This is a genomic window from Ruegeria sp. (genome assembly GCF_965243365.1).
In the GTDB taxonomy this organism is placed as follows: Bacteria; Pseudomonadota; Alphaproteobacteria; order Rhodobacterales; family Rhodobacteraceae; genus Ruegeria.
On the sequence record NZ_CBDEUW010000002.1, the window covers coordinates 1,439,094 to 1,460,237 of the forward strand.

Genomic DNA, 21,144 nt, shown 5'->3' on the forward strand with positions numbered 1-21,144 from the left:
AATCTCGAAACAAGTGCATGAAAAAAAAGACATTTTTGTAACGTGCCGGTAACAGAACCGCGAGCGGTGCAAAACTTACAACAATTATACTTATTCTACGCCGATCACATCGGGGGTTTGCCACCCAAGATGCTGCCCCCCGTCAACGCATAGAAGCTGCCCGGTGACGGCATGTGCATCCAGAAAATAGCCCAGCGCCGCAGTGATATCCGAAGGGTTTGCACCACGCTCCAGCACTGTGTTTTCGCGCTGCGCCTTGAAGTGACTCTCGCTCTGGCGGTGACCCTGCAGGGTTGGGCCGGGGCCAATCGCGTTGACGCGGATGGCAGGCGTCAACGCCTGTGCAGCGGTGCGGGTCAGCGCCCACAGGCCCATTTTGGCGATGGTATAGGACATGAACTCTGGCGTCAGCTTGCGCACGCGCATGTCCACCATGTTGACGATCAGGCCGGTTGCGACCGGCTCGCCCATGCTGTCTGTTCGGGGCTCCAGCCCCTGCTCTGCCATAGCCTGCGTCAGGACAAAGGGCGCACGCAGGTTGCTGTCGAGATGGCGATCCCAGCTTTGTCGCGTGGCAGTATGGATATTGTCGTACTCAAAGATCGAAGCATTGTTGACCAGACAGGTCACCGGCCCGCCCAATGCCTTCGCCGCGCGCGGCAGCAGGGTCGCGACCTGCACCTCATCCAGCAAATCTGCCTGCAGCGCAACTGAGGTACGACCAAGCGCCTGAACCTCATCCACGGTTTCGCGCGCATCTTCTTCGGACGAGGCGAAGTGAACGGCCACATCATAGCCACGCCCGGCCAGATACAGCGCCATGGCACGGCCCAACCGTTTTCCGGCGCCGGTCACCAAAGCTCGGGTCATGCGGCACCTCCCTCGGTCAGGTCACGCCAGAAGAACTACGATATACATGACATATAGCGCGGTCAGGATCATGCCCCAAACACGGGTGATGTCTTTTTTGAAGAACACGAACGGGATCAAAAGCAGCGAAGCACCCAACATGACCCACAGGTCAAAATACAGGAATTCGGGGTCCACCGGGATACGCCCGAACAGTGTGGCGATCCCGATAATGGCCAGCAGGTTGAACATATTCGACCCGATCACGTTGCCCAGTGCGACATCTGCCTGCCGGCGCAGCGCCGCCATAACCGTAGTCGCAAGTTCGGGCAAAGACGTTCCGACCGCCACCAGCGTCAGTCCGATCACTGTCTCGCTGACGCCGTAGGTGCGGGCAATGACCGTCGCGTTGTCCACCAAAAGATGCGCACCCATGGGCAGCCCGATCAAACCCAGGATCAGGTAGATCGATAGCTTCCAATACGGCATGTTCGGGTCGGCTTCTTCCAACCCGTCCAGGTCATCATCATCGGCGCACGCGTCACCGCAGGCTTTGCGATGGGCATGTGCCTCGCGGAAGGCATTCCACAGGACAAGCGCGAGACCTGTTAACAGAATTGCGCCGCTGACCAGATTGAAGACACCGCAGAAAGCAAGCCCGATAAACAGGACCGAGGCCATCAGCATGAACACATAGTTCTTGCGGCTGTCGCATTCGCTTGTGTGCAGAGTTGCCAGAAGGGCGGGCAGGCCCAGAACCAGCAGAATATTGGCCGTGTTCGATCCGACCACGTTACCCAAAGCAATCCCGGGCGCGTTTTCCTTGATTGCGCTGATCGCGATCAACAGCTCGGGTGCCGAGGTCCCAAAGGCCACGATGGTCAGACTGACAATAAGCGCAGGCACGCCCAGCCGAAGACTGAGGTTCACCGCGCCACGCACCAGCGCATCTCCGGCCAGCAACAGGATCAGCAGCCCAAGACCGGAAAGCAGCCACGCCGTCATCCGCGGCCTCCCTTTTCACATGGACACGGGCCCTTGCCGATCCGAAACCGTCCGCATTTGGGACATTTGGCAGAACTCAGCCGCCGCTGCCCCGGAAACCGAAGCTTGCCGAACATGGCCAGCACGCCCATGGCAATCAGAAAAAGAGTGACGGCTTTGATGATCACGTCACAACCCGAAACGCGCATAGGCTGCGCGCTCCTCCAGGCCCGCAATGGCATCCTGCGCCATTGCCGCCCCAAAGCGCGACCAGATCGGCTTGCGCAGGCCATACCGGCGGAATTTAACCTTGTCACCAAAGCGCTCCTGCATCTTTGGCTTCAGATGCGCGATACCATCGATCAGGCCCAGCTCTTGCGCGCGACGGGCCAGCCACACCTCGCCATTGAACAAATCAGCCGCCGTATCCAGCTTGTCACCGCGACGGGTTTTGACATGGGCGATGAAGTTTTCGTGGATATCACCCAGCAGAACCTTGAGACGGGCCACATCTTCTTTCTTTTCGGGCGCAAACGGGTCGAGCATGGATTTCGACTGCCCTGCTGTATGGACCCGACGTTCGAATCCCTGTCGCGCCAGAAAGACATGCGCACCAAAGCCCGATGAAATCACGCCGATCGACCCAAGTACCGAGCTTTCGTCGGCCCAGATCTCATCGGCCGAAGCTGCCAGCCAATAGCCTCCCGAGGCCGCCACGTCCTCGACGAAGGCGAACACGGGGACATCCAACTCATCCGCCAAACGCCGGATGCGCGCCCCGATCAGTGAGCTTTGAACCGGTGAGCCGCCGGGCGAGTTAACCTCAAGCGCAATGGCAGCGGGTTTGCCCTTGCGAAAGGCCTTTTCCAGAACCGGCGCCAATGACACGTCATTCATCGACGCACGTCCAGCCATACCGATGGCACCGGACAGACGGACAACGGCCACAGTGGGCTGCTTTTTCAGGAAAGGCAGGCGAAGTTTCATGGATGCCGATGTAGAGCGCGCCACAGCCGTTAACAAGGGATCGTCGGACGCATAAACGTGACGTGAACCAGATTCCCACAGGTGGTCGGCAAAAATGCAACTGCCTAGCTGCGGATACGCCAGCCCGTTTTGAAGATCCAGCCGATGACCGCAAGGCACCCTCCGGTGAACGCGACAATGGCCAAAAGGCTCCAGAATATCGGCACATCGGCGATACCGTAAAACGACCAGCGGAAGCCCGAGATCAGATATACCACCGGGTTGAACAGCGTAATCGTCTGCCAAAGAGGCGGCAGCATCGAGATCGAATAAAACGTTCCGCCCAGAAAGATCAGCGGCGTCACCACCAGTTGCGGCACCAGCGACATCTGCTCAAAATTGCTGGCCCAGATACCAATGATGAAGCCCAGTAATGAGAAGCTAAGACAGGACAGGATCAAAAAGGCCGCCATCGCAAAAGGATGCTCAATCCGTAAATCCACAAAGAACGTCGCGGTACCCAAAATGACCAACCCCACGAACAGGGCCTTGGTCGCTGCCGCCCCAACATAGCCGATCACGATTTCGATAAAATTGACCGGCGCGGACAGCAATTCGTAGATCGTGCCCAGAAACTTTGGGAAATAGATGCCAAATGACGCGTTTGAAATCGACAGCATCACAACTGACAACATGATCAGCCCGGGCACGATGAACGCGCCATAAGATACGCCTTCGACCTCCTGAATGCGGCTACCGATCGCAGTACCGAACACCACAAAATACAGAGACGTCGACAGGACCGGCGATAGAAAGCTCTGCGCCAGAGTGCGAAAGAACCGGGCCATTTCAAACCGGTAGATGGCGGCGACAGCAGACCAGTTCATGCGGGCTCTCCCGACACAAGGTTGACAAATATCTCTTCAAGGCTCGACTGCCGCGTCTGCACATCGCGCAACACCAACCCGGCCTGAGCCACATCGTTCAACAGCGTGGTGATCCCGGTCCGCTCGGCGTTGGTGTCATATGTGTAAACCAGCATGTCACCCGCGCTGTTCAGGGTCAGGTTGTGAACCGACAAGCTTTCAGGAATGGCGGCGACCGGCTCATTCAGCATCACCTCGATCTGCTTTTTGCCCATCTGCGCCATCAGCGTATCCTTGTCCTGCACCAGCAGCAGCTCACCTTTGTCGATGACGCCGATCCGGTCGGCAATGGCCTCGGCCTCTTCGATGTAATGGGTGGTCAGGATGATGGTGACACCCGCTTCCTTCAACTCGGCCACAATGTCCCACATGTCCTTGCGCAATTCGACATCAACGCCGGCCGTAGGCTCATCCAGAAACAGCACCCGGGGTTCGTGCGCCAGAGCCTTGGCAATCAGAACGCGCCGCTTCATTCCGCCCGACAATTCCTTGATGGCATTCTTACGTTTGTCCCACAGCGACAGCTTGCGCAGGATTTCTTCGATCCGGGCATTGTCGGGACTCTGTCCAAATAATCCTCGCGAGAACCGAACGGTGTTCCAGACCTTTTCAAACGGCTCCAGCGCGATCTCCTGCGGCACCAAACCAATCATCTTGCGGGCGGCCCTAAAATCGGCCTGAATGTCATACCCACCGACGGTGACGGACCCCGAAGTCGGCGTGGTAATCCCGCATACCGTGGAAATCAGCGTTGTCTTGCCGGCCCCGTTTGGGCCAAGCAAGGCCAGGATCTCACCCTGCTCAATCTCCAGCGACACGCCCTTGAGCGCTTCAAAGCCGCCCTCATAGGACTTGCGTAAATCCTGAATGGACAAAATCGGTGCCATGCGCCCCCCTGGTTCTTGCCGGCACCCTATCGCGTGGAACCGCTATGGAACAGATCAAAATAACGCAGCTATTCGCGCCCCGTCAGGCGCCCCAGCCAACCCTTTTTGGGCTCCTCTCCGTCAGGTTCTTCTTCCGTCTGCTCCTTGGGTCCTTCCAAATGTTCTTGCAGGTTTGCAAAGAACTGATCGGCCATCTTCCGGGCAAACCCGTCGATCAAACGGCTGCCGAGCTGTGCCAGCTTGCCGCCAACCTTGGCATCGACATCGTAGGTCAGAACAGTGCCACCCGCGTCATCCGGCGATAAACTGACCGATGCGCTGCCTTTGGCAAACCCCGCAGCACCGCCTTTGCCCTCGCCTGTAATCGTCAACCGCTCGGCCTCGATCATGTCAGACATGGTCACTTTGCCTTTGAAAGTCGCCTTCACCGGGCCGACCTTTTGCACCACGGTCGCCTCATACCCTTCATCAGGGTTGCCAGAGATCTCTTGCGTACCGGCGATACAGGCTTTCAGAACATCGGGATCAAGCAAAGCGGCATATACGACCGAAGGTGTCGCCTGAATCGTCCTGGAGTCATTCAAGTGCATCGTCGCTCTCCCCTTGTCGCAGCTTCCTTCCCTCAGCGACCTTGCCCCTAACATGCGGTTCAGGCAACCAAATTGCGTGCGGCGTTGATCCGCCTCTTGCATTTCGGCCCGCCCAAAGAAACTCTGCCGGGCAAGGAGGCCATGCCATGCTGAACGGAATACGAATTATCGAGATCGAAGGCCTGGGCCCTGGGCCTTTTGCGGCAATGCACCTGGCAGATCTGGGTGCTGATGTGGTCACCATTCACCGCAAAGGCGGTGCCGTGACGCCGGGTATGCCCGAGCGATCTCTGCTGGACCGCGGCAAACGTTCGATTGAGCTGGACCTGAAGGATCCGCAAGACCTGAAGACCGCCCTGGCCCTGATTGCAAAGGCAGATGCGCTGATCGAGGGGTTTCGTCCAGGTGTCATGGAAAAGCTAGGCCTTGGGCCCAAAACCTGCCACGACCTGAACCCCCAACTCGTTTATGGCCGGATGACCGGCTGGGGGCAGGACAGCCCGCTTTCTTCGGTTGCAGGTCACGATCTGAACTACATCGCCTTGTCCGGCGCGCTCTGGTACGCCTCACCGCCCGACCAGATCCCGCAAACACCGGCCACACTTGTCGGAGATGTCGGCGGCGGAGCGCTGTATCTGGTCACCGGCATCCTGGCCGGCCTGATCAACGCCCGCGCAACCGGTCAGGGAACGGTCGTGGATGCTGCAATCTATGATGGCTCGGCCCACATGATGAACCTGCTCATGACCATGCGCCAAACCGGCAACCTTTCGGAAACCCGGGGGCAGAGCATGCTCGACGGCCCGCATTGGAGCCGCTGCTACACCTGCGCCGATGGGGGTTACATCTCTGTTCAATGCCTTGAGCCCAAGTTCTACGCGACATTTCTAGGCCTGCTCGGCCTGTCAGATGATCCGCAGTTCCTGAACCAGTTTGACCGCCAGCACTGGCCGGAATTGACCCGCCGCCTGGCCCGGATATTTGCCGAAAAACCGCGCGACCATTGGGCAGATTTGTTTTCCGGAACGGACGCCTGCGTCGCCCCGGTTCTCAGCCCGGGTCAGGCAAAAGATCACCCGATGAACCGCCGCCAGACATGGCAAAAAATGAACGGTTCACTCCAGGCCGCCGCCGCCCCAAGATTTTCCAACCAGGACTGGCAGGCAAAACCCAGCCCGACCCGCGGAGAACATACGCAGCAAATCCTCACCGAGTTGGATCACTCACGCGAATCCCCTGCTTCATCTGGCTAAAAATATCCCGGGGGATGAATTGGCCGCGGGCCAAGAAGGGGGCTGGCCCCCTTAACTGCCTTTAATTCCCACGCACCGTGTCGATCATCAATTGCACGTTTTCCGGATCAGCATCCGGAGTAATCCCGTGCCCGAGATTGAAGATATGCGGCCCTTTCGAGAACGCCTCGACAATGCGTCGCGTGTCATCCACCAATGCCTGCCCGCCGGTCACCATATGCGACGAAGCCAGATTGCCCTGAACGCAACCATCCACCTGAACATGTTCAGCGGCCCATTCCGGCGAAACTGAATTGTCCAACGCCACACAATCAACACCAGTGGCTTTCGCAAAGCCGATATAGCCTTCGCCCGCCTCACGCGGGAATCCGATCACCGGGATATCGGGGTGGCGCGCCTTGATGGCTTGGGTGATCACCCGGCACGGTTCAACCGCATATTTCTGGAACGCCTCACCCTTCAGCGATCCCGCCCAACTGTCGAAAATCTTGACCACTTCGGCTCCGACCTTGATCTGCGCCGACAGGTATTCGATCGTTGCCGCCGTGATCCGGTCCAGCAAGGCTTCAAAAAGCGCGGTATTCTCTTCGCGCAGCGCATGCGCCGGACCCTGATCCGGCGTACCACGCCCGGCGATCATGTAGGTCGCCACGGTCCAGGGTGCACCCGCAAAACCGATCAAAGTCGTTTCCGAAGGCAATTCGCGCGACAGGATGCGGACGGTTTCATAAACGGGCGACAGCGTCTCGTGAATCACATCAACCGGTTTCAAGGCGTCAAAATCCGATTGCCGGGAAATGGTCGAAAGACGCGGCCCTTCGCCGGTGACAAACCACAAATCCGCACCCAATGCCTGCGGCACCAGCAGGATGTCGGCAAACAGGATCGCCGCGTCAAAGCCGTAGCGCCGGATTGGCTGCAAGGTGACCTCGGCCGCCAGTTCGGGATTATAGCACAGCGACAGGAAATCCCCGGCCTGCGCACGGGTCGCGCGATACTCGGGCAGATACCGGCCCGCCTGACGCATCATCCAGATCGGCGGGACGTCCTGAACCTCTCCCGCCAGCGCCCGCAGAATTTTCTTCGTCTCGGCCATGCCTGCCCCCGATCTTAAGGTCTGGCGCAACGGGTCTTCCTTCGGCGGCAATTTGTCAAGCTCTGCCCCCATTGTCAGGGCAATGTGACGCGACTAAAGCTATGCGCATGACTTTGACCCTGCCGACTCCCGCATCACCTCTTAGAATTGGCACACGTGGTTCGCCATTGGCGCTAGCTCAGGCCTACGAAACTCTTCAGCGCCTCGGCGATGCTTTCAACCTGCCGCATGAGGCGTTCGAGATCGTGGTGATCAAGACCACCGGCGACAATCGCGCCATGATCGACGCGGACCGCCCATTGAAAGAGATCGGAAACAAGGGTCTGTTCACCAAGGAAATCGAAGAGGCGATGCTGACGGGTGACATCGACATCGCCGTACATTCGACCAAGGACATGCCGGTTGAACAACCGGAAGGTCTGGTGCTGGATACATTCCTGCCCCGCGAAGACGTGCGCGATGCTTTCATCTCGCCCAGCCTCAATTCGATCCATGATCTGCCGCCGGGGGCGGTTGTGGGCACCTCGTCCCTGCGTCGGCGCGCGCAGATGCTGAACCGGCGGCCTGACCTGAAAGTGGTCGAGTTCCGGGGCAATGTGCAGACCCGGCTGAAAAAACTGGCCGATGGCGTTGCCGATTGCACCTTTCTCGCCATGGCAGGTCTGCGTCGGCTTGAGATGAAAGATGTCCCTGCCACCGCGATTTCCCCCGATGACATGCTGCCCGCCATCGCGCAGGGCACCATCGGGATCGAACGGCGCAGCAATGATAGCCGTGCCGCCGAAATGTTAGAGGCGATCCACCACACCGAAACGGCACATCGGCTGGCCGCCGAGCGCAGTCTTCTGGCCGGGCTGGACGGGTCATGCGAGACCCCGATTGCCGGACTGGCAGAGATACGGAACGGTCAGCTACATCTGCGCGGAGAGGTTCTGCGCCCGGATGGGTCCGAAGCCATCAGCGAGATTGCCACAGGCCCCGCCGATGACGGCGCCGAACTGGGCCGCGAAATGGCGGAATTACTGCTGAAACAGGCTGGCCCCGGCTTCTTCGATTGGCGCAGTTGAATAAATTTTTCAGCAATGTGAACTGCTTCACTGTGAAACCCCCGACCTTGGGGCAAAGTGAGGCTATTCCGGAAGGATGCAAGATCAGTCTCGAATATCGATTGTTTTAGCCCGTTTTGTTTTACTTGGTTCTCGAGGGGGCGAGCCTGATCAAAGTGTCTAAATAAGGTGGGTCGTTGCCGTATTGTCAGGCAGCGGCCCGCTTCTTTTTTGACCTGCAGAAGCGGCCTAAGGCACAGCCGAGGGACCACCATTGCGGTGACTGAAAACAGCCTGCTCTGTCTGGCTGTCTGATTGGAAATCTGCGGCCCGCACATGCAGCGCGCGATAAAAATTCTCAAGCCCCGGCTCTATGCTCACTGCAAGCGCTGCGCAATCGGCGCAAAGAAGCTCGATTGTTGGTCGCGCCTCGCCGCCGCGAATGGCATTGATCAGCTTTGTATGGGCAGCCAAAAGGGTCTGAAACGCGGCGCTTTCGGCCAGCACACGGTCTCCCACCAGCACATAGACGGGCTCTAATTCACTTTTACCTTTCAGATCGACAAACCCGGCCTCTAACAAAGCCAATGTCGACCCGACCGCCTTCTGTATCGAACGCGACACCAGAATATCATAATCCACGTGACGGCAATTCTGCTCGATCCGCGCGGCGACATTCACGACGTCGCCAATCACTGTATAATTGAATCGGCTGCGTGATCCGATATTGCCGACACAGGCCGTTCCGGTTGCACATCCGGTGGCCAGCGCAATGGGTGGGCGCCCCTGCATCAAATCCGAGGCATTGAACTGCGCCAGCGCCTTCCGCATCAGCAATGCCGCCCGCGCGGCGCGCCAGGGGTGGTCGTCCACCGGCAGCGGAGCATTCCAGAAGGCCATGACCGCATCCCCGATGAATTTGTCGATAGTGCCTCGCTCCAGCAGAATCTGGTCGCCGATTTCCGAGAACAGCTCGTTCAGCAATGCCACCAGATCCGTGGCCGAAACCGATTCCGAGAGGGGTGTGAATCCCCGGATGTCCGAGAACATCACCGTAATCTCCTGCGCTTCACCACCCAACTGAATGCGATGACCCGAAGCTTCCATCTCGTCCAGAATCTCGGGCGCGACATAGTGCGAGAAAGTCTGGCGGATCACGCGCTTTTCCCGTTCGGTCGAGATGAAAAGGTATCCGGCCAGCAGCCCGAAATTTGCCATGCCACCGATCAGAGGGAAGGTCGCATCGAACAGAACCGATTGATTTTGAAAGGCAAGCCAACTGATCGCCATGACAACCGCCGCCGCGACCCCACCGGCGATGAAGGACGCCACTGCGCCAAAGCTGGACATCACCACGGTCACCACGATCCCCAGAATGACAAAAGCCAAAAGTTCCAGCGCGGCCGTAACGTCTGATCGGCTGAGCATATCACCCAGAATAATCTGTTCGATGATCTGTGCGTGAATCGAAACGCCAGGAACGGATTCTCCCAACGCGGTTTCCCGCATGTCGAACAACCCCGCAGCCGAGGTTCCTACCAGGATGATCCGCCCTTCGATCTCGGCCCGCAACGCTGGGTCATCACCGCGTTTCATGATGTCATCGGCGGACAGATAAAGGCCCGGATTGTCCCGCCGGTAGCGCACCCAGATTTCGCCGTTTTCGGTAGTGGGCAGCAGAAAATCCCCAACAGCAGCGCCCAGCATGATGCCGGACTCATCCTCCATGCCTTCGGCAAAAATGACCGACTCACCCAGGGCCACACGCAATGCCTCGACCCCCAGAGCAGGCAGCACGCCCCCTGGACCAGACCACAGCGCCGGGACCCGCCTGACAACACCCATTCCACCAACCGGTGAGACATTGACCCCACCGATCCCGGTTGCATCTTCTCCAAGCGGTGGTGCCAGCGTTGTCCAATGCGCGACCTTTACCAATCCGGCGGCGGGCTGCTCTCCGATCTCAACGATTCCAACTTTTGGCGTGATGGGTGCCCCGCCATCGGTCTGGCGCGCGGCCACCCCCAAAACAACCGGGTACTTGGCGATCTTTGCGCCAAACAAAGCATCATTGTCCAAGTTGGCGGCACTTTCATCCACGCGCAAAACACCCGCCAGAGACGGGTCTTGCAACAGACGTGACGGAGAATAGCGGTCCGGCTCGGCAAGCAGCATGTCGAAGGCAATGGCTGCTGCCCCATAGTCCCCCAACCGGTCGACCATCACCCCCAACTGACTGCGTGGCCAGGGCCATTGGCCCCACTCGGTCAGGGACTTCTCGTCAATATCCACGACACGCACCGGCAAATCCGGGTTGAATTGTCGTGGCGTAATCCTTTGCAGGATGTCGAAGTAGATCAGCCGGGTGATCTGAACAGGGTAAGGGTCGCTGACGCGTACAAAGCACCCAAGCAGGATCAATCCCACACCCACGAGGCGAAACGCCAATCGTCGTGCAAACCGATCTCTTGTCTTGCCTGCCACGTCAGCCTCCTTGGCATCCGAGGGAAACGAAAGTGCTAGCTACGACACCCTAGCTTGCGTTGGCCGGCACCACTGTTGCCAGACTTGGCCTGACCGAACGACTCGTAAAGCTCGACGGCCTCACTGGTCTAGCTCTTGGATGCAGCGCAATGAGCGGCATGGTGGCTCGACCGACGTCCCGGTTTCCATCACCTGCCCCCGTTCTTTCTGATGCTCTTTTTGTCAGCCATCCTGTTCTTCCTGAGGACCGTCATCCAAACCCGCATCCGGTCCATCGTCTGGTTCTTCGTTCGGCCCATCATCCAAATCTTCCGCAGGCCCATCATCTGTCGGTCCATCATCCACTGGCCCATCATCTACTGGCCCATCATCCACTGGCCCGTCGTCTACAGGCCCGTCATCCACTGGCCCGTCATCTACCGGCTCATCATCTGGTTCCGGCGGCTCCACCTCAGGCGGTGCAGGCTCAGGCGGTTCTGCGGCCCTGGCTTGCTGAACTTCAGGGCGTTCCGGTTCGACGCGAGGGGGAGGAGCTACAACAGCTGTCTCACGCGCACATCCCTCACCACCAGCCTGAAAGGGCGGCAATAACTGGCTCTCGGACTCGATGAAAGGAAACCCGGACGCAATCGCCTTGGTATACTGATCCCGATCCACAGGCTGTCCGACCCCACCGCCTGAACTGGTGGCAAACATGCTGCATTGACGCCGGGTAGAACGACACCTGCCGCTTTGACCGCACATTTGAACGGTGCCTTCCAGAACCAGCATTGCACTCTGCGTGTCCGAGGCGATCCATAGGTCAAAAATCGTCCCACGCACCGCCATCGTCGCCGTTGGGGTCTTGACCGAATAGGCCCGTTTTCTGCTGTTGCCCGAGATAAAGCGAAAGCTGCCGCCCAGCGCTTGTACTCCAAAGCTTTTGGCCCGACGCTTTCCACGCAGCATCGACACATCCAGAACCATTGTCGCATTAGGGCCAACGGCAATCTTAGTCTCATCCGCGAACAACAGTTGCACCACGCCAGAGCTGTTGGTGGTGATCGTATCGCCCGAGGCAATCTCCATCCCTTCACGCACCCGCGACGTCTTGCCGGCGCGGATCACTTCCGCACCCTGCTGTACGCTGAGAACTTTTCCGATTGTTGCTGCGGCCACTTCCGGGAGGGCCATCATGATCCCAAAAAACAAAACAACTCTTAACCAAGCCAAACCGAGTCCCTTCCCCCAAAGGATTCTATGCAGGCGTCAACCGCCCGATGCCCGATTTTGGTAGCCCCTCACAACCACATAATTATGGTCAATTGGTTTATTAAATATGCACAAATATGCGCGGAAACCGCGTCAGATTGCAAGTTTTCCGTTTCACCACTGGACTTTCGAGCTGACAGGGTCGCAAACGGATCTGTTGGATTAGCCAGCCTCGTTGGTGGATTCAGCGCCAATGGCCCTTAGGTTTGTGGGGTAGGACACCCTGAATCTAACCTCGAACATCAGAAAAATTCTGTCGCCTGGGAAAATCGCCTTGTAACTGGTCAACAGCCAAGGATATACCGGCCAGCGGAGACGTGGCCGAGTGGTCGAAGGCGCTCCCCTGCTAAGGGAGTAGGCGGGAAACCGTCTCGAGGGTTCGAATCCCTTCGTCTCCGCCATAATCCCCGCAACTGCCCTATATGATGTGGCCTCGGCGAGCGCGGCCAGGCGAAGATACGCCTGCCTTCAAATCGTAACGCATGCGCTTAGCATAATTACAACTGTTGGCAACTGACGGCTTCGGCTATTGGTCCGGTAGGCCTTGAGCTGCGGCAAGCAATCCGCCTTAGGGCCAATTGCCGCTCAGAGTTTTCGTCATGAAGTCAGCAAAAACATCCGAACCGCCCTGCCCCCAGTGACCATCATTGGGCAGCCAAAGTTGTTCGAGCTGGTCTTTGGGGATGTCGGTAAATGCCTCGCCGCCATCCATGAACTCTGCGCCTATAAGCTCGGCAAACTCTCGGGCGTTTTCCCTTCGGCAGAGGTCAGTGTTGACCGCACCGTTGATCAGGCCTTCGCGGCTCCAGATGTAGACGACAAGGATCGGAAGGTCGCGTGCCTGCGCATAGTTCTTTATCAGCTCGAACAATGCCAGGCGATCCGGGTCACTTTCTCCTACGCAGTTGGCATTCTCTGCCCAGTTCTCACCATTCTGGGTCCTGCGAAACTGATGAACGACGGGTTTAAGCAACCGCTTGGCCCGGTCGAAAACCACAAAACTCCAGCCGGGTTGGGCCAGCTGCTTGCCACGAAGCACTTCGTCAAACTCTTCTGACGAGACGATCCAGGACTGCTCGGGGCCCGTGCCATCCAGTATTTCCATCGCTTCGGCATGATCCTTGGGGCGGTCATCCAGTTTCCATCCTGAAACATGCCCCGCAGCGCGCCGTTTCTGGCCCCGGTAATCGGCATATCGAAACGGACGTCCCAAATCCCAGGTCCAGACGGCGAAAATCAGACCATCCAACTCATAGGGGTCCTGTTCTAGCATTCCATCGACGATACTGGCCCAGTTCCCAAGGCCCCAGCCATCTCCGGACATGTTCAGCAAGGTTACATCTTCGCCCTGAGACTGCAGCAGGTCTTCGGCCCTGTCCGGCCAGTTATGCGACAGAAAATTACCTGCTGTGAAAGAATCCCCCAGAACGGCAAAGACGCGCTGGTTCGGAGCGGTCCGTTCTGCTGAAAAATCGTCGCGATCAGGGAAACCCTGTGCGTTGCCTTCGAAAGTGCCGACATAATTCATCACGCCGTCATTGATCCGGGTGAAGCGTGACGGCGTTTGGGTCAGCTTGTATCCCATGACAGGGTCAAATTGGACAGTGTTACCGGCCTCTTCCGCGACCCAGACCGTTTGCCCCCCTGTAAGATACGCATAAGTCGAAACGGCAATTTCAAGAATGCCATAGAGCAACACAATGACGAAAACGTTGATCAGAAATACTCTCAATGTCGCTTTCATCCAATTCATCTCCACACCCCCGACGCGTATCGGTTTCAAACTGGTAACCATAAACAGATCGGCGATTTAAATGCGATCTGCCAACCTCACCACATTATCCGGGACTTGTGTTCTGACAACGTGAATTCTGAATGATCGTAAGGCAGACAATCCCGACGCTGCGTGACCGGCGGTTCGGATTATTGCCGAAGACCCTGTTCGGAGTCCCTTCAGTTGATTTCGCATAACTCGATACGGGTCGCGAAACAGCGCAACGGTCGCGCGGAATATGCAGTTGAGAAGTTTGCTCTGACAACTGACTTGGGGTTGCAATTCTCCAAGCCGATTAGAGTGTCCAGTTTCTGCGTGTTGTTTGGTTTCAGAGTTTAGCTCCGAACGACTCATCCAAAATATGTCCAGCTGAACACGCAATAACCGAGGGTTGAGCTCGCGGTTGGGGAATATCCATGGCCGGAGGTGTCGGAGAACGAGTGTTGAGGTGTCGGAGAACGAGTGTTAATGCAGTATCGTTCGTCCTTTTTAGGAGGTTGTTTGTTTGTCTGATCATCAATCCAACGTTACTGTAGAAGTAGGGTCGGAACGCGGATTCGGTCTGGTTTTTGCCGCTGTGTTCACCATCATCGGGCTTTGGCCATTGATCGGCGGCGGAGGGATCCGGGTTTGGGCGATTGCAATTGCCCTTGTTTTCCTGGGGTTTGCTTTCATTGCGCCAACCAAACTGAAACGGTTGAATGTACTGTGGTTCAAGTTCGGAATGCTGCTGGGGGCAATCGTGGCCCCGATCGTAATGGCGCTTGTTTTTATTACAACTTTCGTGACGATCGGTGGTCTATTGCGCCTGTTCGGCAAGGATCTTTTGGGTCAGAAACTTGACCCGAACGCAAAATCTTATTGGATCAAACGGACCGATCTTCCAAACAGTATGAAGAACCAGTTTTAAATTTTGGGGAAATTGAAATGTCTTTTGTATCTGAACTTTGGACCTTCCTGAAAGTACGCAAAAAGTTTTGGCTTTTTCCGGTGGTGCTGGTGCTGGCATTGTTTGGCGTTCTGATCGTTCTCAGCCAGGGGTCCGCGGTCGCTCCATTCATATATACGTTGTTCTGATCAATGACCTATCTACTCGGTGTTTCTGCCCTGTATCACGACAGTGCAGCAGCTTTGATCGCCGATGGCGAGATCATTGCCGCTGCGCAGGAAGAGCGTTTCAGCAGGAAAAAGCACGACGCGCGATTCCCTCATAACGCGGTGAAATACGTGTTGGCAGAAGCAGGAATTACCCTGGCTGACGTCGACAATGTCGTGTTTTACGACAAACCGTTTCTCAAATTCGAACGGCTGTTGGAAACTTATCTTGCCACTGCGCCCAAGGGGTTCAACTCGTTTCGCAAGGCAATGCCGATCTGGCTGCGGGAAAAACTGTTCCTCAAGGATCTATTGGTGCGCGAGCTGCGTCAGTTGGAAAAGGGGTTCTCGGGGGATCGGTTGATGTTCTCCGAACACCACTTCAGCCACGCGGCAAGCGCTTTCTACCCCTCGCCATTCGAACAGGCGGTTGTACTGACTCTGGACGGTGTGGGTGAGTGGGCAACCACTACAGTGGCGATGGGAAATGGAAACGAATTATCCATTGAAAAGGAAATTCACTTTCCGCACTCGCTGGGCCTTCTTTACTCGGCGTTCACCTATTACACCGGCTTCAAGGTAAATTCCGGCGAATACAAGGTTATGGGCCTCGCACCATATGGTGAACCCAAATACAAAGACGTCATCCTGGATAATCTGATTGATGTAAAAGAGGACGGTTCCTACAAACTCAATCAGGATTATTTCAACTATACGCATGGATTGACCATGACCAATCAGGCATTTGCCGATCTTTTCGGCCAGCCTGTCCGGAAGCCTGAAACCGACGATCTGACCCAGTTTCATATGGATATTGCGGCCTCGGTGCAGGCCGCGACCGAGGACGTTGTTCTTCGCATGACCCGCGCGCTTTCGAAGGAATATGATTGCCCAAACCTGTGTATGGCGGGCGGTGTTGCCCTGAATTGCGTTGCCAATGGCAAAATCCTGCGTGACGGCGCCTTCAAAGACATCTGGATTCAGCCCGCTGCTGGGGATGCCGGTGGCGCGTTGGGCGCAGCCTTGGGCGCCTGGCACAGCGAAATGAAAATGCCGCGCACCATCCATGCAGGGGATGCGATGAAGGGTGCCTATCTTGGGCCGTCTTTCGAAACCGACGACATCGCCGCACAGCTGACAAAAGCCGGTGCCAAATTCGAACTTCTTTCGGACGACGATATCCTTTCCAGAACTGCCGAAGCACTGTCCGAGGAGAAAGCCGTTGGCTGGTTTCAGGGACGTATGGAATTTGGCCCGCGCGCTTTGGGCGGACGTTCCATCCTTGGCGATCCGCGCTCTCCTACAATGCAGAAAGTGCTGAATCTCAAGGTAAAATACCGGGAAAGCTTCCGCCCCTTTGCGCCTTCTGTTTTGCGCGAACATGTGAGCGACTGGTTTGAGCTTGATTATGACAGCCCGTACATGCTGCTTGTCGCTGATGTGAACGAGAAGATCCGCCGACAAATGTCGGAAGATGAAAGGCGTCTCTTCGGCATCGACAAGTTGAACGTAAAACGCTCGGATATTCCGGCGATTACGCATGTCGATTATTCAGCGCGGGTTCAGACCGTTCATCAGGAAACAAACCCCAAATATCACGCCCTGATCGACGCCTTCCGGGAAAAGACTGGCTGTCCTGTTGTCGTCAACACCTCGTTCAATGTTCGCGGCGAGCCGATCGTTTGTTCGCCAGAGGATGCGTTCCGTTGTTTCATGGGAACGGGAATTGAGGTTTTGGTAGTTGGGAATGCGTTTCTTCGCAAGGAAGACCAAGATCCGGAATTGGCCGAGAACTACGAAGAAAAATACGAGTTGGACTAACGCTGACAGTTGTTGAAACGCCGAGGCTGAGTGTCTCGGATGACCAAATAAGATTTCGAGAAGACCTGCGAACACTGAGAGCGGCGGCGGTGAAAGATTGAAAGTTAAAAACCCAGTTTGGTGATATGAGAATTTTTTCGATCAACTCTGGCCATGACGGTTCTACCGCTGGCGTTGATGCCAGCAAACAGGATTTGCTGTTTGCCTATGAAGCTGAGAAAGACAGCTTTCCGCGCAACGCGCCTGTCAATCCGGATACGCTTATCACTGCGGCGTCCTGGTTTGACCAGATCCCCGATGTTTTGGCGCTAAGCGGATGGTCAAGCACGGGGTTGGATCACGTCAAAAGCTCGGGCGCAGGGTATTTTGGCGTCGGGGACGGTTCCGAAGTTGTGGGGGCCCAAAGATTCTTCGGAAAAGTCGTTGATTATTATTCATCAACGCATGAGCGTTCACATATCTGGGCAACTTATGCGATGTCACCCTTCCGACAAGGCGAACCGTGTTATGTGCTGGTTTGGGAAGGCTCATTAGGGGACTTTTATGAAATCGACTCGGATCTGAAGATCCACCATTTGGGTCGGGTTATGAGCAACCCGGGCCAAAAGTTCTCGTTTCTCTATGCCCTTGCCGACCCCGGTTTCAATCCAACCAATGGATCGGTCAGAAAAGGGGATGCCGGCAAACTGATGGCAGCAAGCGCTTTGGGTGATGCCTCAGAAATTGACCAAGAGGCGCAGAACCTGATTGATCAACTTTTGAGCGACCCGACGGCGATCGATCGGTTACAAAAAGATGATTTCAAATCCTCAGCGTTTCACAACATAGGCATTGAATCGCAAAGGTTTCGCGACCTGGCCGCCAGCTATTCCGAGGCCATTTTTTCTGTCTTTCACGACTACGCGAAGGTCAATCTGACCAAAGGTCTTCCATTGCTGATTTCCGGCGGGTGCGGCCTGAACTGTGATTGGAACACACGCTGGCGAAAAAGCGGTCTTTTTCGCGATGTGTTTGTGCCGCCTTGCACCAACGACTCGGGCAGCGCTATTGGAACTGCCGTCGATGCGATGCGCCATTTCACCGGAAAGGCCAAGCTGGATTGGACCGTTTACGCCGGGCAGCCGTTCTGTGACGATCGTTCCAAAATGGACTATGTTACCGCCAGCGAGTTGAACCTGCGAGAGGTGGCTGCGGCTCTGAATGACGGAATGATAATTGGGTGGGCCATTGGGAATTGCGAACTTGGTCCAAGGGCATTGGGCAATCGGTCCATACTGGCCGCGCCCTTCAGCACAAAGACACGCGACAGGTTGAACGGGCTCAAAGGTCGCCCCATCAGCGCGCCGATTGCACCAGTTTGCCTTGAAGAAGACGTATCAAAACATTTCGATTGGTCCGGACCGTCGCCTTATATGCTGAATTTCTCAAAGGTAACGGACCCGGAACTCAGGGCTGTGACCCATTTGGATGGTTCCGCGCGCGTGCAGACCGTCACGCAGGATCAGAACGCCATGCTTTACAAGCTGCTTCAGGAGTTCAAAGCGATTTCCGGTTCCGGGGTTCTGTGCAACACGTCTTTGAATTTTCAGGGTGCGGGCTTCATCAATAAAACCAGCGATCTTTACACATATGCACGCGCCGCGGGCCTTGATGGAGTTGTGGCAGGCCTATCGTTTTACCGCTTCCACAGGCGTTCTGGCTAAGCACCGGGGTCATATGCGGTCGGCGCCATGTTTGAATGGTTCGATCCAAACTAGTTTTGGTTGTTACAAACCCAGTCAAACCACTTAGCAGTGACAATGCCTGTTTCGGCGCACCGTCTGCCCATCAAAGTCCTGCAGCCGGTTTTCAGGCTGCAGGATTTTGGCAGGCGGTTGGCTAAGTTTACAGGATCATAGCCGCAATCCACCCGAAGAGGATCAGAGGGATGTTAAAGTGAATGAACGTCGGGATGACCGTGTCGCGGATGTGGTCATGTTGACGGTCAGCATTCAAACCAGCTGTCGGCCCCAATGTGGAATCCGATGCCGGGGAACCCGCATCGCCCAGCGCCCCTGCGGTACCGATGATTGCGATCGTTGCCAGCGGCGAAAACCCATAGTGCAGGCACAAGGGCACGAAGATCGCGGCAAGGATAGGCACAGTAGAAAACGAAGACCCGATTCCCATCGTGATGAACAGCCCCACAACAAGCATCAACAGGGCAGCCATTGATTTGCTGTCTCCGATTGTGGTGCCGACACCTTCAACCAACGAAGCGATATCACCCGTTGCCTTCATAACTCCGGCAAAACCCGCGGCGGCAATCATGATGAAACCAATCGTTGCCATAAGCCGCACGCCCTGGATGAACACCGAGTCCAACTCATTGAATTTGGACAAGCCGCTGAGCGACAGAACAGCAAAGCCAGCGATCCCGCCAAATACCATCGATCCGGTCCACAACTGGATCACCAACGCAACGATCAGACCGGCCAGCAGACAACCCTTCTGCCAAAGTTGCAGCTCTCCTGGTTCACTACTGGTTTCCTGGCCCACGATTGGTGCATCCACATAGGACCGCTCTTTGCGGTAGCTGAACAGCAGGGCCACCAAAAGGCCGAAGATCATTCCGGATGCAGGGATCAACATGGCTTTGGGCGCCAGATCCCGCGTTGCCGAGAACCCAAGCTCCTCACCGCTGCTGTTGATCGAGCCAAGCAGGATGTCGTTCAGGTAGATTGTCCCGTATCCAATCGGGGCAGACATATACATGACCGTGATACTGAACGTGATCGCACAGGCGACCGCGCGACGGTCAAGTTTCAGGTGGTTCATCACCAATAGAAGTGGCGGCACCAAAATAGGGATAAAGGCGATATGCACAGGTACGATTGTACCGGAAATGAACCCTGTTGCGATCAGGCAGACATAGATGCCCCAAGTGATTTTCGTTGCGTTGGCGTGACCTGCCGAGTCGTCGGATTTTATCTTTTCAACGACACGGGCCGTCATTTTCTGGGGAATGCCCGAACGTGACAGCATAACCGCAAATGCGCCCAGTGTGGCATAGGCCAGCGCTACGGGCGCCCCGTTTCCAAGCCCTGAGTTGAAGGCGGAAACGATATCCGCAGGAGCCATTCCCGCTAGCAAGCCGCCTAGCACTGACGCGAGTATGAGCGCGAATACAATCGGAAACCGCAAGAGGCTCAGCGCCACCATTACGATAACCGCGATTAGAACTGAGTTCATGTCGTCTGTCTTTCTGAGTTAGAGGTGCCCTATTATTACATATAGTTGTCTATACAAGCTGTATGGGCATGTAAAGACTGGATGCAAGGTTCACCCAGCGGCACGATTTAATGTGATCATGATCCACGCCAAAAGGCTGCAGCGCCCAGACAAGTGTCGGGATTTTTGTTACGGCCTGATTGGCGTAAACTGCTACCGTCGACTACTCGAGATCGGTATTTGCCGACACGCGAAAACGGATCTTGTTTGAGAGCTCGAAAATTGTGGTTTTCGGCATTTCTGGAAGACTGCAGGCCAACTTCGTCAGGGCGCCCTGCCCGTCGCAGAATAACCCCATCTCGCCCCCAGTCCTCACCAACCCGGGTAACATCGCCGGTGGAATAACTCGTGACCGCCCGATCGCCCGCGGCAATCTGGTCATTTTCGAAGCGCGGCAGGAATGCCGCAGCCCCCCCCCAATCAGGGCTACGCGACCAAACCCTCAAGCTCTTGTCGGGCCATTTAGGCAGATCAGTCCAACATCCCGCGTTCCTGCAGCACCTTTCTGGCCACGCGGAAACATTCCAGCGACTGAGGCACGCCGCAATAGATGCCCACCACATGAATGATGGCGCGAATTTCCTCTTTGGTCACGCCGTTGTTCAAAGCCCCGTTGCAGTGAACTTCCCATTCATGCATCTTACCCAGCGCACCGATCATGGCGAGGTTCATCATCGACCGCGTTTTGGGGTCGATTGTGTCGTCCCCCCAGCCGAACCCCCAGCACCAGGCTGTCATGGCCTCTTGAAACGGACGGGTGAAGTCGTCTGCGGCCGCGAGGTTTTTCTCGACATATTCTGCACCCAATGTGGCCTTGCGCTGGCTCAGGCCGCGGTCGAATAGATCGTCCAT

The 21,144-nt window shown here is 56.4% G+C and carries 19 protein-coding genes and 1 tRNA gene; 7 read left to right on the forward strand and 13 right to left on the reverse strand.

Annotated features, from left to right (window positions below):
* Positions 1 to 90: 90 nt before the first annotated feature.
* The 7 genes from ACP0GE_RS10805 to ACP0GE_RS10835 all read right to left on the reverse strand — a co-directional run bounded on the left by ACP0GE_RS10805 (position 91) and on the right by ACP0GE_RS10835 (position 5,202).
* Complete coding sequence (locus tag ACP0GE_RS10805; protein WP_424831957.1) at positions 91 to 870, reverse strand: SDR family oxidoreductase; 780 nt, start codon at positions 868 to 870, stop codon at positions 91 to 93.
* Between the two features lie 21 nt (positions 871 to 891).
* A complete protein-coding gene (locus ACP0GE_RS10810) occupies positions 892 to 1,854 on the reverse strand; it encodes a calcium/sodium antiporter (RefSeq protein WP_424831958.1) in 963 nt (320 codons plus the stop codon).
* Positions 1,851 to 2,042, reverse strand: coding sequence for a hypothetical protein (locus tag ACP0GE_RS10815; protein ID WP_424831959.1), 192 nt, complete (start codon positions 2,040 to 2,042; stop codon positions 1,851 to 1,853). The genes ACP0GE_RS10810 and ACP0GE_RS10815 overlap by 4 nt, the downstream gene beginning before the upstream one ends.
* A complete protein-coding gene (locus ACP0GE_RS10820) occupies positions 2,023 to 2,820 on the reverse strand; it encodes a S49 family peptidase (RefSeq protein ID WP_424831960.1) in 798 nt (265 codons plus the stop codon). The genes ACP0GE_RS10815 and ACP0GE_RS10820 overlap by 20 nt, the downstream gene beginning before the upstream one ends.
* A 104-nt stretch (positions 2,821 to 2,924) precedes the next feature.
* Positions 2,925 to 3,686: an ABC transporter permease gene (locus tag ACP0GE_RS10825; RefSeq protein ID WP_424831961.1), complete on the reverse strand. Its 762-nt coding sequence runs from the start codon at positions 3,684 to 3,686 to the stop codon at positions 2,925 to 2,927.
* On the reverse strand, positions 3,683 to 4,612 hold the full coding sequence (locus tag ACP0GE_RS10830) for an ABC transporter ATP-binding protein (RefSeq protein ID WP_424831962.1): 930 nt from the start codon (positions 4,610 to 4,612) through the stop codon (positions 3,683 to 3,685). Before ACP0GE_RS10830 ends, ACP0GE_RS10825 begins: the two co-directional genes overlap by 4 nt.
* Positions 4,613 to 4,680: 68 nt before the next feature.
* Positions 4,681 to 5,202 carry a CoxG family protein gene (locus tag ACP0GE_RS10835; RefSeq protein ID WP_424831963.1) on the reverse strand — a complete coding sequence of 174 codons (522 nt, stop codon included), beginning with the start codon at positions 5,200 to 5,202 and terminating at the stop codon, positions 4,681 to 4,683.
* A 146-nt stretch (positions 5,203 to 5,348) separates the two neighbouring features.
* Between ACP0GE_RS10835 and ACP0GE_RS10840 the strand changes: the two genes are divergently transcribed.
* Entirely contained in the window at positions 5,349 to 6,455 is a 1,107-nt protein-coding gene (locus ACP0GE_RS10840) for a CaiB/BaiF CoA transferase family protein (protein ID WP_424831964.1), read from the forward strand.
* A 61-nt stretch (positions 6,456 to 6,516) separates the two neighbouring features.
* Here ACP0GE_RS10840 and hemE read toward each other — a convergent pair whose 3' ends face one another.
* On the reverse strand, positions 6,517 to 7,551 hold the full coding sequence (gene hemE, locus ACP0GE_RS10845) for a uroporphyrinogen decarboxylase (protein ID WP_424831965.1): 1,035 nt from the start codon (positions 7,549 to 7,551) through the stop codon (positions 6,517 to 6,519).
* Between the two features lie 107 nt (positions 7,552 to 7,658).
* On the opposite strand from hemE, the gene hemC reads away from it, so the two are divergent.
* Positions 7,659 to 8,618 (forward strand): hydroxymethylbilane synthase, encoded by a 960-nt coding sequence (gene hemC, locus ACP0GE_RS10850; protein ID WP_424831966.1) that lies wholly within the window; start codon positions 7,659 to 7,661, stop codon positions 8,616 to 8,618.
* 228 nt (positions 8,619 to 8,846) lie between these two features.
* On the opposite strand, the gene ACP0GE_RS10855 is transcribed toward hemC, so the two are convergent.
* On the reverse strand, positions 8,847 to 11,081 hold the full coding sequence (locus tag ACP0GE_RS10855; RefSeq protein WP_424831967.1) for a CHASE2 domain-containing protein: 2,235 nt from the start codon (positions 11,079 to 11,081) through the stop codon (positions 8,847 to 8,849).
* Between the two features lie 222 nt (positions 11,082 to 11,303).
* Positions 11,304 to 12,257: a FecR family protein gene (locus ACP0GE_RS10860; protein WP_424831968.1), complete on the reverse strand. Its 954-nt coding sequence runs from the start codon at positions 12,255 to 12,257 to the stop codon at positions 11,304 to 11,306.
* A gap of 386 nt (positions 12,258 to 12,643) precedes the next feature.
* Here ACP0GE_RS10860 and ACP0GE_RS10865 point away from each other — a divergent pair.
* Positions 12,644 to 12,733: transfer RNA gene (locus ACP0GE_RS10865), tRNA-Ser, on the forward strand.
* A gap of 167 nt (positions 12,734 to 12,900) precedes the next feature.
* Here ACP0GE_RS10865 and ACP0GE_RS10870 read toward each other — a convergent pair.
* Positions 12,901 to 14,076 (reverse strand): hypothetical protein, encoded by a 1,176-nt coding sequence (locus tag ACP0GE_RS10870; protein ID WP_424831969.1) that lies wholly within the window; start codon positions 14,074 to 14,076, stop codon positions 12,901 to 12,903.
* 535 nt (positions 14,077 to 14,611) lie between these two features.
* On the opposite strand from ACP0GE_RS10870, the gene ACP0GE_RS10875 reads away from it, so the two are divergent.
* From ACP0GE_RS10875 to ACP0GE_RS10890, 4 genes are all read left to right on the forward strand, one after another.
* Positions 14,612 to 15,016 (forward strand): SxtJ family membrane protein, encoded by a 405-nt coding sequence (locus ACP0GE_RS10875; protein ID WP_424831970.1) that lies wholly within the window; start codon positions 14,612 to 14,614, stop codon positions 15,014 to 15,016.
* Between the two features lie 17 nt (positions 15,017 to 15,033).
* Entirely contained in the window at positions 15,034 to 15,183 is a 150-nt protein-coding gene (locus tag ACP0GE_RS10880) for a DUF5989 family protein (RefSeq protein WP_424831971.1), read from the forward strand.
* A gap of 3 nt (positions 15,184 to 15,186) precedes the next feature.
* On the forward strand, positions 15,187 to 17,022 hold the full coding sequence (locus ACP0GE_RS10885) for a carbamoyltransferase family protein (RefSeq protein ID WP_424831972.1): 1,836 nt from the start codon (positions 15,187 to 15,189) through the stop codon (positions 17,020 to 17,022).
* 125 nt (positions 17,023 to 17,147) lie between these two features.
* The gene (locus ACP0GE_RS10890; protein ID WP_424831973.1) at positions 17,148 to 18,725 is read left to right on the forward strand and encodes a carbamoyltransferase C-terminal domain-containing protein; all 1,578 of its coding nucleotides are present in this window, start codon (positions 17,148 to 17,150) and stop codon (positions 18,723 to 18,725) included.
* Positions 18,726 to 18,906: 181 nt separating this feature from the next.
* Here the strand turns inward: ACP0GE_RS10890 and ACP0GE_RS10895 are convergent, their stop codons facing one another.
* A complete protein-coding gene (locus tag ACP0GE_RS10895; RefSeq protein ID WP_424831974.1) occupies positions 18,907 to 20,253 on the reverse strand; it encodes a Na+/H+ antiporter family protein in 1,347 nt (448 codons plus the stop codon).
* A 510-nt stretch (positions 20,254 to 20,763) separates the two neighbouring features.
* The gene (locus ACP0GE_RS10900; RefSeq protein ID WP_424831975.1) at positions 20,764 to 21,144 is read right to left on the reverse strand and encodes a carboxymuconolactone decarboxylase family protein; all 381 of its coding nucleotides are present in this window, start codon (positions 21,142 to 21,144) and stop codon (positions 20,764 to 20,766) included.

Coding starts and splice junctions, on each gene's coding strand:
- ACP0GE_RS10805 (WP_424831957.1), bottom strand. CDS start 870: ATGACCCGAGCTTTGGTGACCGGCGCCGGAAAACGGTTGGGCCGTGCC.
- ACP0GE_RS10810 (WP_424831958.1), bottom strand. CDS start 1,854: ATGACGGCGTGGCTGCTTTCCGGTCTTGGGCTGCTGATCCTGTTGCTG.
- ACP0GE_RS10815 (WP_424831959.1), bottom strand. CDS start 2,042: ATGCGCGTTTCGGGTTGTGACGTGATCATCAAAGCCGTCACTCTTTTT.
- ACP0GE_RS10820 (WP_424831960.1), bottom strand. CDS start 2,820: ATGAAACTTCGCCTGCCTTTCCTGAAAAAGCAGCCCACTGTGGCCGTT.
- ACP0GE_RS10825 (WP_424831961.1), bottom strand. CDS start 3,686: ATGAACTGGTCTGCTGTCGCCGCCATCTACCGGTTTGAAATGGCCCGG.
- ACP0GE_RS10830 (WP_424831962.1), bottom strand. CDS start 4,612: ATGGCACCGATTTTGTCCATTCAGGATTTACGCAAGTCCTATGAGGGC.
- ACP0GE_RS10835 (WP_424831963.1), bottom strand. CDS start 5,202: ATGCACTTGAATGACTCCAGGACGATTCAGGCGACACCTTCGGTCGTA.
- ACP0GE_RS10840 (WP_424831964.1), top strand. CDS start 5,349: ATGCTGAACGGAATACGAATTATCGAGATCGAAGGCCTGGGCCCTGGG.
- hemE (WP_424831965.1), bottom strand. CDS start 7,551: ATGGCCGAGACGAAGAAAATTCTGCGGGCGCTGGCGGGAGAGGTTCAG.
- hemC (WP_424831966.1), top strand. CDS start 7,659: ATGACTTTGACCCTGCCGACTCCCGCATCACCTCTTAGAATTGGCACA.
- ACP0GE_RS10860 (WP_424831968.1), bottom strand. CDS start 12,257: ATGATGGCCCTCCCGGAAGTGGCCGCAGCAACAATCGGAAAAGTTCTC.
- ACP0GE_RS10870 (WP_424831969.1), bottom strand. CDS start 14,076: ATGAAAGCGACATTGAGAGTATTTCTGATCAACGTTTTCGTCATTGTG.
- ACP0GE_RS10880 (WP_424831971.1), top strand. CDS start 15,034: ATGTCTTTTGTATCTGAACTTTGGACCTTCCTGAAAGTACGCAAAAAG.
- ACP0GE_RS10885 (WP_424831972.1), top strand. CDS start 15,187: ATGACCTATCTACTCGGTGTTTCTGCCCTGTATCACGACAGTGCAGCA.
- ACP0GE_RS10890 (WP_424831973.1), top strand. CDS start 17,148: ATGAGAATTTTTTCGATCAACTCTGGCCATGACGGTTCTACCGCTGGC.
- ACP0GE_RS10895 (WP_424831974.1), bottom strand. CDS start 20,253: ATGAACTCAGTTCTAATCGCGGTTATCGTAATGGTGGCGCTGAGCCTC.
- ACP0GE_RS10900 (WP_424831975.1), bottom strand. CDS start 21,144: ATGGACGATCTATTCGACCGCGGCCTGAGCCAGCGCAAGGCCACATTG.